This is a genomic window from Pseudomonas bananamidigenes, from assembly GCF_001679645.1.
GTDB lineage: Bacteria > Pseudomonadota > Gammaproteobacteria > Pseudomonadales > Pseudomonadaceae > Aquipseudomonas > Aquipseudomonas bananamidigenes.
Genome location: NZ_LRUN01000110.1, coordinates 1 through 13228, shown reverse-complemented (window position 1 = coordinate 13228; position 13228 = coordinate 1). Strand labels below are relative to the sequence as shown.

Annotated in this window: 11 protein-coding genes and 1 pseudogene; 4 read left to right on the top strand and 8 right to left on the bottom strand. The window is 59.1% G+C overall.

The window, feature by feature from the left end; genetic code table 11:
- Both BBF94_RS26645 and BBF94_RS26640 read left to right on the top strand, forming a co-directional pair.
- Nucleotides 1-1001 (top strand): annotated as a pseudogene (locus tag BBF94_RS26645) (RHS repeat-associated core domain-containing protein); the annotation flags it as partial.
- Nucleotides 991-1305 (top strand): contact-dependent growth inhibition system immunity protein, encoded by a 315-nt coding sequence (locus BBF94_RS26640; RefSeq protein WP_065261904.1) that lies wholly within the window; start codon nt 991-993, stop codon nt 1303-1305. The pseudogene BBF94_RS26645 and the gene BBF94_RS26640, both read left to right, overlap by 11 nt.
- Nucleotides 1306-1438: 133 nt before the next feature.
- Here BBF94_RS26640 and BBF94_RS26635 read toward each other — a convergent pair whose 3' ends face one another.
- Both BBF94_RS26635 and BBF94_RS26630 read right to left on the bottom strand, forming a co-directional pair.
- Nucleotides 1439-3229, bottom strand: coding sequence for a bifunctional diguanylate cyclase/phosphodiesterase (locus BBF94_RS26635; protein WP_065261903.1), 1791 nt, complete (start codon nt 3227-3229; stop codon nt 1439-1441).
- Between the two features lie 134 nt (nt 3230-3363).
- Entirely contained in the window at nt 3364-5448 is a 2085-nt protein-coding gene (locus tag BBF94_RS26630; RefSeq protein ID WP_176704514.1) for a carboxy terminal-processing peptidase, read from the bottom strand.
- A 181-nt stretch (nt 5449-5629) separates the two neighbouring features.
- Between BBF94_RS26630 and BBF94_RS26625 the strand changes: the two genes are divergently transcribed.
- Nucleotides 5630-6592 carry a zinc-binding dehydrogenase gene (locus BBF94_RS26625; protein WP_065261901.1) on the top strand — a complete coding sequence of 321 codons (963 nt, stop codon included), beginning with the start codon at nt 5630-5632 and terminating at the stop codon, nt 6590-6592.
- Nucleotides 6593-6637: 45 nt separating this feature from the next.
- Here the strand turns inward: BBF94_RS26625 and BBF94_RS26620 are convergent, their stop codons facing one another.
- The 6 genes from BBF94_RS26620 to BBF94_RS26595 all read right to left on the bottom strand — a co-directional run bounded on the left by BBF94_RS26620 (nt 6638) and on the right by BBF94_RS26595 (nt 11991).
- Nucleotides 6638-7291 carry an HAD family hydrolase gene (locus BBF94_RS26620; protein ID WP_065261900.1) on the bottom strand — a complete coding sequence of 218 codons (654 nt, stop codon included), beginning with the start codon at nt 7289-7291 and terminating at the stop codon, nt 6638-6640.
- A gap of 34 nt (nt 7292-7325) precedes the next feature.
- Nucleotides 7326-8315 (bottom strand): ABC transporter ATP-binding protein, encoded by a 990-nt coding sequence (locus tag BBF94_RS26615; protein ID WP_065261899.1) that lies wholly within the window; start codon nt 8313-8315, stop codon nt 7326-7328.
- Nucleotides 8312-9112, bottom strand: coding sequence for an ABC transporter permease (locus tag BBF94_RS26610; protein ID WP_065261898.1), 801 nt, complete (start codon nt 9110-9112; stop codon nt 8312-8314). Before BBF94_RS26610 ends, BBF94_RS26615 begins: the two co-directional genes overlap by 4 nt.
- Entirely contained in the window at nt 9099-9935 is an 837-nt protein-coding gene (locus tag BBF94_RS26605; protein WP_176704515.1) for an ABC transporter permease, read from the bottom strand. The genes BBF94_RS26610 and BBF94_RS26605 overlap by 14 nt, the downstream gene beginning before the upstream one ends.
- A 5-nt stretch (nt 9936-9940) precedes the next feature.
- Nucleotides 9941-10747, bottom strand: a complete 807-nt coding sequence (locus tag BBF94_RS26600) for an alkaline phosphatase family protein (RefSeq protein ID WP_065261896.1) — start codon at nt 10745-10747, stop codon at nt 9941-9943.
- 179 nt (nt 10748-10926) lie between these two features.
- A complete protein-coding gene (locus tag BBF94_RS26595; protein WP_065261895.1) occupies nt 10927-11991 on the bottom strand; it encodes an ABC transporter substrate-binding protein in 1065 nt (354 codons plus the stop codon).
- Nucleotides 11992-12342: 351 nt separating this feature from the next.
- On the opposite strand from BBF94_RS26595, the gene BBF94_RS26590 reads away from it, so the two are divergent.
- Nucleotides 12343-13056, top strand: a complete 714-nt coding sequence (locus tag BBF94_RS26590) for a UTRA domain-containing protein (protein ID WP_065261894.1) — start codon at nt 12343-12345, stop codon at nt 13054-13056.
- Nucleotides 13057-13228 lie beyond the last annotated feature (172 nt).

Sequence of the window (13228 nt, the reverse complement as noted above, 5' to 3'; positions counted from 1 at the left end):
CGCTACGACAGCCAGCACCGCCTGATCGGTCTGACCCGCCCCGACGGCAGCACTGCGACCTACCACTACGACGCCTTTGGCCGGCGCATCCGCAAGACCGTCGACGGTCAGACCACCGAGTTCTTCTGGCAGGGCGACCACCTCGTCGCCGAAAGCAGCAAAGACCAGCACCGCAGCTTCATCTACGAACCCGGCACCTTCCGCCCGCTGGCGATGCTCGACGGCCAGGGCCCGAAACGCGCCTGCCCGTTCTACTACCAGCTCGACCACCTCGGCACCCCGCAGGAACTGACCGACTACAGCGGCGAGATCGTCTGGTCGGCCAGATACAACGCCTACGGCAAAACCACCTCGGTGGAACTGGCGACCGACGACTACCTCGACCAGCCGCTGCGCTTTCAGGGGCAGTACTTCGATGCGGAAAGCGGGCTGCACTACAACCGCCACCGGTATTACGACCCGGACGTTGGACGGTACCTGACGCCGGATCCGGTGAAGCTGGCGGGTGGATTGAACCAGTACCGGTACGTGCCGAATCCGACGGGGTGGGTGGATCCGTTGGGGTTGAGTTGTGACTGTCCAGGAGCCATTTCTGCTGAGGGACCTTATAGCGAAATTGTTCCAGGTGGGGGCTTAGAAGCTCACGAGTCTCGAGGTGGGCATGCTATTGCGAGACATGTAAATAGGTCGGAAGCTCAACTCAGAGCTAGACTGGCGGCCGAACCGCATATACCTATTGCATCAACATTTCTTAATAGGGCAGAAGCTGAAGCTGCACTCTCGAATGTTATAAAAAACAATAGGCTCACAATTGATAATTTTGTGCAGGGTAACGCAAGCAAGCTTGTGATTAATGAGCAGGTGTCTACTCCTGCTGGCGTAGGTGTGGTGAGGCAGAGCGGAAATCTGGAGCCACTGTCTAGTATCAGTTGGTTTTGCAGAGAGACGCAAGCTCACCGCTTGGCTATTTTATCTTGACGGGGTTTGTAAATGACAACTGAAGATTTTCCTGGCTTGTTCCAATTTCTCGGTGCCTATTTTCATGAGGACTGGATGTGTGAGCTTGACTCAGCAGATGATGTTGTTAAATCTTTCATAGCGGATTCGGAACATTGCGTGCTTGAGGCGGTGGTAAAGGAAATTGATTTAATTTTATCGATGAAAATTAAAGAGAGTGAGGTTCGGGATTTTTTGCTGAAAAAAAATGGATGTTGCTATTGTTACTGGAATGAGTGGAAAGATGGGGTTGCGTGGCTGAGGCATGTTTCTGTAGTTGTCAATGAGGCTTTGCATGCTGACAATTAAGTTGTCGAACTGGTTATTTTTTATGAAGGTATTCGTTTTTGAGTGTCTTGCTTCGCAGGCAAAGCGATTTTGTAAGTTTTGGGGGCATTTATAGGCTGAAAATACTGGTTGCACGAGATTCGGATATGTCGAATCACCGATGTCCGAGTGTTAGTGCTTCTACAGGTGTCTGCGCGAACAGGCTATCAATCAAATGCACACTATACCCCTGCACATTCTTCGCATGATGCTTCGCCTGCGAAGCCATCTCCGCCAGCTGACTCGCATCCAGTTGCGCACAAGCATCCGGATGCAAATGGACGACCCCGATGGAGAGTGACAGCAACGGAAATTCCTGCCGAATACCCTGACGATTCGGCGCAACAAAACACCCAGCCTCAAGGTGTTCGGGGCGGTAAAACCGTCGGCATTGGCTCTGGAAGTCATCAAGCAACTGGTTCAGCCGTTTACGCCAATCCTCCGGGCCGAGCACCAACAGGAAATCGTCACCACCGATGTGGCCAACGAAATCGCGGGACGGGTCGACCCGTTCGTTGAGGCATTGCGCCAGACACAACAGCACCTCATCCCCACGCCCATACCCATAGATATCGTTGAAGGGCTTGAAGCTGTCGATATCGACATAGCAAATAAGCGATTCCCGCCCTTGTTGCAGCAGGCGGGTGAGGCATTGCTGAATCGGCACATTCCCCGGCAGCAGAGTCAGCGGGTTGGCGTAACGAGCCTGCTGGATTTTCAGTTCGGTAATCAGTTTAAGCACGTCGATCACCCGGCCCAGGCCCAGATAGCTGCCGTTGAGGGTGATGATGAAGTCTTCTTCGATGCGCTGTCGGGCGCGGCTGGTGATCAGGCGGCTGACCTGTTGCAGCGACTGGCTCATTTCCACGGCGAGAAAATCGTCGTTCATCAGCCGGCTGATGGGTTTGCGGGCGAACAGGTCGGTGGCGAACGGCTTGAGCAATGCATCGGACAGGGAATGACGATGGACGATGCCACACGGCTGACCCTGTTCGTCGAGCACTGCCAGCGAGTTCAGGTTGGCCTGACGGCGAAAGGCTTCGAGAACGGTGGCGGTAGGCGTATCACGATTCACGGCCGGTTGATCGTTGAGCAGGGCACTCAGGTCGCTGCCTTCGTCATTCAGCGCGACGGCGCTGCTGTCGTGCTTGGGCATCAAGGCCCGGGCGTCCCGTGGCGGGTGTTCCTGGGGACGTCCGAGCAGGTAGCCCTGCACCAGGTCAACACCCATCTCGGTCAGCACCGCCAGTTCTTCCGGCAGTTCGATACCTTCTGCGATCACTTGCGCCCGAGAGGCCTTGGCGATTTGCAGGATCGATCCGACGAACTCGCGTTTCAAGGCGTCTTGATGGATACCGTCGATAAAGTGCCGGTCGATCTTCACGTAATCCGGTCGCAGTTCCGACCACAAGCGCAGGCTGGAATAACCCGCGCCCAGATCGTCAAGTGCAATGGAAAACCCCATCGCCCGGTAGTGATGCAAAGCCGTTTGCAGCAACTGGAAGTCGTCAATCGGCGTCTGTTCGGTGAGTTCGATCACCACCTGGCTGGGTGGAATGCCGAAGTCCTGCAGCAATTGGAGAGTACGTCCCGGCTGATGTGCGGCTTCGAGCAGGGATTCGGGAGAGACGTTGAGAAACAGCTTGCCCGGCAGTTGCTGTTCGTTGAAGCGCCGGCAGGCGCTCTGGCGGCAGGCAATCTCCAGTTCGTTCAAGCGGCCGGCCTGGCGGGCGACGGCGAACAGGGCGATGGGGGAGTGCAGCGGGCTGTTGGACGGGCCGCGAGTCAGGGCTTCATAACCCAGAATGCGTCGCTCGGAGAGGCAGATGATCGGCTGGAACAGGCTGTGTAAACCGCTTTGAGTCAGGATCGAGCTCAAGGCACTCAGCTGTTCGGTCGTGGTCATGGCAATCTCTGGCGATAAAAAAAGGACTGGGAGCGTTCTCGATGAAGAGAACCGCTCCCAGTCCTTTATTTCACGACAGAATGATGACTGTTTGATGACGATCCGGGGATCGTCACCACTAAATTGCCATCACCTTACTTCTTGGCCACCTGATTGCTCAGCTTCAGGTAATCCAGCAGCACGCGCCCGGTCTCGCTCAGGTAGGCGTCGTCTTCCGGTTTGACCTTGTCCGGCTCGGCGGCAGCAAGGGCGTCGTCGTCTTCTTTCTTCAGCTCCTTGAGCGGCTCTTCGCCTTTGGCCTTGCGACGGATGTTTTCCATCGCCAGCTGCTTGGCGTCGATGTCGGCGTGCTGGGCACGGCGATCGGCTTCGTTGAGGCTGACGGTTTTTTCTTCCAGCAGCTTCTGCGCCAGGGCCAGCTTGTCGCGGATGAACACGAACTCCGCATCCTTGGCCGAACGGGCGTCATGCTCGGACTTGAGCTGGGCCAGGTACGGCTTGAACGGGTCGACCGCCGGTTTGATCGCCGCACGGATGGTGTCCCATGGCATGGCTTCCGGCAGGGCGCTCTCGCCGATCTCCTTGGTATCGATAATCGACGGGTAGTCGATGTCCGGCAGTACGCCCTGATGCTGGGTGCTCTGACCGGAAACCCGGTAGAACTTGGCCAGGGTCAGCTTCAGTTCGCCATGGTTAAGCGGCTGGATGGTCTGCACGGTGCCTTTGCCGAAGGTCTGGCCACCGATGATCAGCGCACGGTGGTAGTCCTGCATGGCGCCGGCGAAGATCTCAGAAGCCGAGGCGGACAGGCGGTTGACCAGCAGCGCCATCGGGCCTTTGTAGAACGCGCCCGGGTTTTCGTCTTCCAGCACATCGACCCGGCCATCGGCATTGCGCACCAGCACGGTAGGGCCCTTGTCGATGAACAGGCTGGTCAGCTCCGTGGCTTCCTGCAGGGAACCGCCGCCGTTGTTGCGCAGGTCGATGACCACGCCGTCGACTTTCTCTTTCTGCAGTTCGGTCAGGAGTTTCTTGACGTCGCGAGTGGTGCTCTTGTAATCCGGATCACCGGCACGGAACGCCTTGAAGTCCAGGTAGAAGGCCGGAATCTCGATCACGCCGAGCTTGTAGTCCTTGCCGTCCTGCTTGAGGCTCAGAATGGATTTCTTCACGGCCTGGTCTTCGAGCTTCACCGCTTCACGGGTGATCGGCACGATCTTGCTGGTCTGATCGTTCGGCGCATTGCTGGCCGGGATGACTTCCAGACGGACCACGGTGCCTTTCGGCCCACGGATCAGCTTGACCACCTCGTCCAGACGCCAGCCGACCACGTCGACCATTTCCTTGTTGCCCTGGGCAACGCCGATGATCTTGTCGGCAGGAGCGACCTGTTTGGTCTTGTCGGCCGGGCCTGCCGGCACCAGACGCACGACCTTCACCTGATCGTTGTCGCTCTGCAGCACGGCGCCGATACCCTCTAGGGACAGACTCATGTTGATGTCGAAGTTTTCCGCGTTATCCGGCGACAGATAGTTGGTGTGCGGATCGTAGGACATGGCGAAGGTGTTGATGTACGCCTGGAAGATGTCTTCGGCACGGGTCTGGTCCAGGCGCGCCAACTGGTTCTTGTAGCGCTTGGTCAGGGTTTCCTGGATCTGCTTCGGCTCTTTGCCGGCGATCTTCTGCCGCAGCACTTCGTCCTTGACGCGTTTGCGCCACAGGTCGTCGAGTTCGGCGGTGGACTTGAGCCACGGAGCGTCCTTGCGGTCGATCAGCAAGGTTTCCTTCGTGGTGAAGTCCATCTTGTCGACGCCTTTGTTCAGCTCGGCAATGGCGAAGTCCAGACGCGCTTTCACGCGGTCCAGATAGCGTTTGTAGATGGTGAAGCCGGCGTTGAGATCGCCGCTCTTGAGGAAATCGTCGAACTGGTACTTCCACTTGTCGAATTCGGCGATGTCGCTGGCCATGAAATAGCTGCGCGACGGGTCCAGCAGCTTGATGTAGCTGTCGTAGATGATCGCCGAACGTGCATCGTCGAGCGGCGGCTTGCTGTAGTGGTGGCGCTTGAGCAACTCGACGACGTTCAGACTGGCGATCACTTCATCGCGATCAGGCTGCAACTTGTCCCAGCTGTTGGCTGCGAATGTAGTGCCCGACACCGGCAAGAGGCCGATACCGATGAAAAGAGCGAGGGCGGTGCTGGGGAGCAAATGCTTCATGCTGATTCGACGCGGGGACAATTGATAACGCATATTAGGCCGTCTTTGAAGTCGCCGGTACCTCTACGCTCTGTACGATAACTGCTGTTCAGCGCTCGTTCAGACCCCAGGGCCGGTCGCATAATGCAAAAAGCCCGGCGCTACAGCTTCGGGCTCAGTCCAGACTCACTATGGAGGCACTGTGAAGGCATTGCAAGGCGTTGAAGGTCAAGTGGCATGGGTTGATGAACCCGGTCCTGAGTGTGATGCAGGACAAGTCCGCATCCGGGTGGCGGCTGCGGGCCTCAATCGCGCGGACTTGTTACAGAAGGCGGGGCTTTATCCACCGCCACCGGGCGCCAGTCAGGTGCTCGGTCTTGAGTGCTCCGGAGTGATCAGCGAAGTTGGCGCCGGCTCCTCCTGGCAGGTCGGTGATCGGGTCTGCGCTTTGCTGGCCGGGGGTGGGATGGCCGAAGAGGTAGTCGTCGACGGGCGGCATGTGCTGCCGGTTCCGGAGGGCGTGTCGCTGATCGAAGCCGCCGCATTGCCTGAGGTCTATGCGACGGTCTGGCTGAATGTGTTCCAACTCGCTGCGCTCAAACCCGGGGAAAAAGTTCTGCTGCATGCGGGGGCCAGCGGCATCGGTTCCGCCGCCATTCAACTGTGCAAGGCGTTTGGCAATCCATGCTGGGTCAGCGTCGGATCGGCCGAGCGCCTGGCCTATTGTGAAGCACTGGGCGCCCAAGGCGGCGTGGTGCGCACCGACGATCTGGAAAGCCTGCGAGACTTCGGGCCGTTCGATGTGATTCTGGATCCGGTCGGTGGCAATTACTCGGCGCTGAATCTGAAGCTGATGGCTCAGGACGGCCGCTGGGTGCTCATCGGTCTGATGGGGGGGCGTGAAGCGAAACTGGACCTGGCCCAGGTGCTGGCCAGACGTGTGCAACTGCTGGGCTCGACCCTGCGCAGCCGCGACGATCAGTTCAAGGCCGATCTGTTCAGCGATCTGCGCCAGCATGTGTGGCCGCTGTTTTCCGAGGGGCGCCTGAAGCCGCAACTGGCCAGGACCTTTGCGATCAAGGATGCCGAAGCGGCGTTTGCCGAGCTGGCGAGCAACACGGTAGCCGGGAAGCTGGTGCTGGTGATCGACGAAAGCCTGAGCTGATCATCGATGCATGTGGGAGCAAGTGTGCTCCCACAATACAGTCGCTTATCTCCAGAGGTGAATCGGCCATCCGGACTGCTCGGCCTGCGCGCGCAACACCGGATCGGGATTGACCACATGCGGGTAATCCACCTTCAGCAGCAGCGGCAGGTCATTGCGTGAGTCGGAATAGAAACTCGCGCCCTCAAGGTTTTCCTCTTCGGCATCCAGCCACTCCAGCAGGCGGGTGATCTTGCCTTCGCGATAGGTCAGGGTACCCACGGTGTTGCCGCTGTACACGCCATGGGCGACTTCCAGTTCGATGGCCAGGATCTCGTCGATGCCCAGCCGTTCGGCGATCGGTTTGACCAGGTGCGTGCCCGAGGCCGAAATCACCAGAATCCGGTCACCGGCCTTGCGGTGGGCGGCGATGGTTTTGGTGGCGTCGCTGAAGATGATCGGCTCGATGAAGTCCTCCACCCATGGTCCGACCAGATGCTCGACTTCTTCCGGGGTGCGACCGATCAACGGTTCCAGGCTGAAGTCCATGTAGTCTTCCATACGCAACTTGCCATGGCTGTAGGCGTCCATGAGCTCATTGTTCCTGCGCATGAACGACTCGGGATCGACCCAGCCCAGGCGCCCCATCTGCTCGCTCCAGAGGGTGGCGCAGTCGCCGTGGATCAGGGTTTCGTCCAGATCAAAAATTGCCAGGGCCATCAGTGCAGTTCTCTCTTCAACATCAGCAAAGTCATCAGGCTACCTCACACAGGGCAGTCGGATCGATGGAAAGCGCCAGGCGCCGACCGTCGGGGTGCAGATCCGCTGCCGAACGATTGAGCACATCCACTACCAGCTCCACCCCCCTGGCTTCGACGCGATAGCGGATCACGTTGCCCAGCAGGCTGTGGCTGCGGATCTGTGCATCGAGCTCGCCGTTCAGACTCAGTTCGATGGCTTCCGGGCGAATCGCAACGCGGTGGTTGATCGGTCGCTGCAACAGCTTCGTTGCACTCTCGGCGTCCAGCAGGTTGTAGTTGCCGATGAAACCGGCGGCGAATATATCGACCGGTGCGGTGTACAGGGTTTCGGCATCGCCGCTTTGTACGATCTTTCCCTGATTCATCAGGAAAATCCGGTCAGACATGGTCAGGGCTTCTTCCTGATCGTGTGTGACGAAGATGGTGGTCAGACCCAGTTCGCGCTGGATCTGACGGATCTGCTCACGCAGATGCTTGCGAATCCGTGCATCGAGGGCCGACAGCGGTTCATCCAGCAACAACAGACGCGGACGGGTGACCAAAGAGCGGGCGAGGGCGACACGCTGGCACTGACCACCGGAGAGCTGATGCGGATAACGACTGGCGAAGTCGTTGAGTTCCACCAGTTTCAGCGCCTCGGTGACACGCTTGTGGCTGTCGTCCGTATTGACCTTCTGCATGCGCAGGCCAAAGGCGACGTTCTGCTCCACGGTCATGTTGGGGAACAGTGCATAGCTCTGGAACACCATGCCGATCCCGCGTTTCTGTGGCGTCAGCGGCACGATGTCGACGCCATCGAGCAGAATCTTGCCGCCATCCACCGGTGTCAGGCCGGCGATGCAGCGCAGCAGGGTGGATTTGCCACAACCGGAGGGGCCGAGCAGGGTGACGAACTCACCCTTACGGATTTCGCAGTTGATATCGCTGAACACCGTGGTGCCGGCGTAGTTTTTCTGAAGGTGTTGGACGCTGACATAGCTCATTCGCTTTTGTCCTTGTTCAAGATGTTGGCGACCCAGGTCAGGACCAGCACGAAAAAGAAGTAGGAAATCACCAGCGCACTGGTGAAGTGGCCGCTGCTGTTGCGCATGTTGTTGAGGTAGACCTGCAGGGTTTCGTAGCGGGTGCCGACCAGAATGTTGGCGAACACGAACTCGCCGAACAGGAACGAGAACGACAGCAGCAATGCGACCATCAGGCCTTTGCGAAGATTCGGCAGTACCACCAGAAACGCAGCCTGAAAGGTACTGGCACCGAGCAGTTGGGCAGCGTCCATCAGGTCACGCAGGTTGATCGCCTGCAGGTTGTTGGTGATGGCCCGGTACATGAACGGCAGCGCCACGGTGAAGTAGCAACCGATCAGGATCCACGGCGTGCCGACCATCGCGAACGGCCCGGAACCATAGAGCTGCAACAGCCCCACCGACGACACCACCGGCGGCACCGCGAAGGGCAGCAGGATCAGGATGTTCATCAGCGCATCGAGTTTCGGGAAGTGGTAATGCACCACGAACAGCAGCGGCAGGATCAGCACCACCGAAAGGATCAGCGCACCGACGCACACCAGCAACGACTGACCGAAGGCGTGCAGGAAACGTGGATCGCTCCACAACTGGATGTACCACTTGAAGGTGAAGCCGCTGGGTAGCACGGTGGCTGACCAACTGCTGGCGATCGAATAGATCAGCGTGCCCAGCAGCGGCAGCAGCAGAATGGCGAACAGCAGGTAGACCACGACGCGGTGGTAGACGCCGGCCGGGCCGGATTCAGCGCGAGACATGGTAGCTCCTCTTCAGCAGCAGTTGATGCACGACGGTCACCAGGGTCATCAGCGCCACCAGCACCACGGCCAGGGCACTGGCCATGTTCGGGTCCAGGGAAATGTCACCGGAGACCATCGCCGCAATCCGGATCGGCAGTACGTTGAAGTTGCCGGTGGTCAGCGCATACACCGTGGCGTAGGCACCGAGGGCGTTGGCCAGCAGGATCACGAAGGTGCCGAGCAGGGCCGGGGTCAGCACCGGCAGGCCGATGTGACGCCAGAATTGCCAGCCGTCAGCGCCGAGCAGTGCGGCGGATTCGCGCCAGTCTTCACGCAGCGCGTCGAACGCCGGGTACAGCAGCAGAACGCCCAGGGGAATCTGGAAGTAGGTGTAGAGGATGATCAACCCGGTTTTCGAGTACAGGTTGAAGTCCTGGATGATCCCGGCCTGCTTCAGCATGATGGTGATGCTGCCGTTGAAGCCGAGCAGGATGATGAACGCGAAGGCCAGGGGCACGCCGGCGAAGTTGCTCGTCATGTTGGCGAAGGCGTTGACGAAGTTGCGCAGCTTCGAATCCACCCTGCGCAGGGAGTAGGCACCGAGCACGGCGATGATGATGCCGAACACACTCGACCAGAAACTGATTTCGAGGCTGTACTGGATCGCCTGCAGATAGAACTTCGAATTGAAGATCTTGCTGAAGTTGGCGAAACCCCAGCCGAACTCTTCCGATTGCAGGCTGTTGATCATCACCCAGATCAGCGGGGCGATTTCGAACACGATAAAGAACAAGGCAAACGGCACCAGACACAGGGCCGCCAGCCATTTGCCGCGAGTCATGGCATTCACTTGAGCAACTCCCGGCACACAGGTTTGTCGTGGGGCACGCCAAGCAACTCGCAGACCGTGCCACAAAGGTCGGTCTGCTTCGGTGTGGCGTCGGCGTTCAGGCTGAAGGCGTCGCCGAGTACGAACAGCGGTACCTGGCGTTCTTCCGGCAGCAGGCCGTTGTGCGAGCGATCGCTGTTCATGCCGTGGTCAGCGGTTACCAGCACCTGACAACCGGCGTCGAGCCAGCCTTGCAGGTAGTCGGCGAGGATGATGTCGGCGCTGCGCGCGCTGTTGCGGTATTGCGGGGTGTCGAGACCGTGCTTGTGGCCGGCGTCGTCGATGTTCATCGGATGGATCAGCAGAAAGTCCGGGGCGTGGCGCAGACGCAGGTTCTCGGCGTCGGCGAACAGGTGCGAGTCCGGATAGTGATCGTTCCAGTAAAAGTGACCATGCTGGATCGGTAGCGTCGGGTCGTCGGTGTGACGATCCCTGGCAGCCACGAACGGCGAGCGGTTGTACAGCTCGCTGACCCAGTGGTACGCCGCAGCGGCGGTTTTCAGACCGGCATCGCGGGCGTAGTGATAGATGCTGCGCTGACTGGACAGGCGCGAGACGTTGTTGTGGACGATGCCGCTGTCGATGGGCGGCACGCCGGTGAGGATGCATTCGTAAAGTGGTCGGGACAGGGCCGGCAGCTCGCACTCCAATCGATAGAGCGCGGCGCGTCCTGCGCCAACGTAAGCCTGCAGATGCCCCATGGCGTGACGCGCGACTTCGTAATTGAGGCCGTCGAGCACGACAAGGATGACGGTGTGCTTCATGGGGGCAAAAACTCCGCGAATTCAAACAGCTCGAAATCAACTCAATCCCGTGTGGGAGCGAGCCTGCTCGTGAAGGCGGTTGTTCACTCAACAAGGATGTTGACTGAGACGGCGCATTCGCGAGCAGGCTCGCTCCCACCTCTGGATATCCAACAAATCACACAGAGGGGGCTACCGCATTACTGCATGTTGATGATCACTTCTTCCTGCCACTTCTGCGGCAGAGCCTTGGAGGTTTTTTCCCACGCATCGGCGTCCTTGATCGGCGTGACCTTCTTGTACTGCTCGTTCGGCAGCAGCTTGGCTTTCACGTCTTCCGGCAGGGTCAGGTGCTCGGCGCGGATCGGACGGGCGTTGCCACGGGCGAGGTTGGTCTGGCCGGCGTCGCTGAAGATGTATTCGCGAGTCAGCTTGGCGGCGTTCGGGTTCTTCGCATATTTGTTGATGATGGTGGTGTAGCCGGAAATCACCGAGCCGTCGGACGGGATCAGCACCACGTAGTCATCCGGGTTGGCCATCTTGGCCTTGTAGCTCAGACCGTTGAAGTCCCAGACCACGCCGACTTCGACCTCGCCTTTTTCCATGGTGGCGATGGTCGGGTTGGCCAGCGACAGGCGACCTTGCTTGGCGATGTCTGCGAAGAACAGCAGGGCAGGCTGGATGTTTTTCTCGTCGCCGCCGTTGGCCAGCGCTGCCGCGAGTACACCGTTGGCCGCTTGGGCCGCGGTGCTCACGTCGCCGATGGAGACCTTGTATTTGCCGCCCTTGAGGTCCGCCCAACTTTTCGGTACTTCGGAACCGTGCAGCAGTTTCTTGTTGACGATGAACGCAATGGTGCCGGTGTAGGCCAGCGCCCAGTTGCCGTCCTTGTCCTTGGCCCAGGCCGGAACCTGATCCCAGGTGGTCGGCTTGTACGGTTGCACCACGCCTTGCTTGACAGCGATAGGGCCGAAGGCCGCGCCGACGTCGCCGATGTCGGCGGTGGCGTTGTCTTTTTCGGCGGCGAACTTGGCGATTTCCTGGGCCGAGCTCATGTCGGTATCGATGTGTTTCAGGCCGTAGGTCTTGGCCAGGTCTTCCCAGGTGCCTTTCCAGTTGGCCCAGTCATCGGGCATCCCGACGCTGTTGACGGCGCCTTCCGCTTTCGCAGCGGCTTCGAGGGTTTTCAGATCATCAGCCGCCATGGCGGCGGTGCACATGGCAATGGTCGAGCCTAACAGTGTTGCCAGGAAAAGCTGTTTCATTCCGAAGCTCCTTGGTCGTGTTCAACGCTGCGATTGCGGTGTGTGTTGGTCTAGGTCAGCAATACCTGAGCCAATGTAGGGGGGCTGGATGACACTTTGATGTCGGCGAATGCCTGGCCAGCGATTTTTTTAGCCGGTACCGGCGGCTGCCCGGTAAGCGTAGACCACCCTTAAAGTCCCGGCTGGCAAGGGACCTGGCCGATGTATTGCAAGTTGTCAGGGCGACCGTTCGGTGGTTTTGTCATCTCTCGGTCATCTGCACTGCCTAGGCTTGCAACACGACCGAACGGCGCAATAGTCGTGCGGTTTTGCCCCGAAACAGTGCTGGTCTAGTCCAGATAGGTAACGTTGATGCGCGATGAGGCAACAAAAGCGGTGACAGCCATTGGCCAGATCCTTCAGGAACAGATCGGTCATGGTCTGCTCGCGGCGGGGAGCAAGCTGCCGGCCGAGCGCAAGCTCAGCGAGTTGTTCGGCACGACCCGGATCACGGTGCGGGAAGCCTTGTTGCAACTGGAGGCGCAAGGCCAGATTTACCGCGAGGAACGTCGGGGCTGGTTCGTGTCGCCGCCGCGTCTGGCTTACAACCTGATGCAACGCAGTCACTTTCACGCGATGGTCAGTGCGCAGGGGCGGGTGCCGTCGACCGAGGTGATTTCTGCGCGACTGCAACCGGCGTCGGCGGCGGTGTGTGCGTGGTTGCAGTTGCCGGCGCTGTCGAGCGTGATTCAGATCTGCCGGTCGCGACGGATCGACGGGCGGCTGGTGCTGTATGTGGAGCATTATCTGAATCCGCAGTATTTCCCGGGAATTCTGGATTTCGATCTGAATCAGTCGATCACCGAGCTGTATGCGCGGCATTACGATTTGCACTATGGGCGGGTGCGGTTCGAGATTGTGCCGACCTCGTTGTCGGTGGATGCGGCGGCGGCTTTACGGGTGTCGGTGGGGAGTCCGGGGTTGCGGATTGCGCGGGTCAATTATGATCAGTCGGGGCGGTTGATTGATTGTGATCTGGAGTTTTGGAGGCATGATGCGATTCACGTTGGCGTTGACGTTGTTTGACCTTGACCTTGACCTTGACCTTGGCGGCCTCTGGGCCGACCAGGTTTTGGGTTGTTTTGGGTGAATATCCGTTGCTTCGGGTGTTGCGGCTGGCGGTTCCGCTCTTACAGCGGGTCACTTTTGGCAAACGCCCCAAAAGTAACCAAAAAGTCTAGGCCCCGGCGTTCGGCAC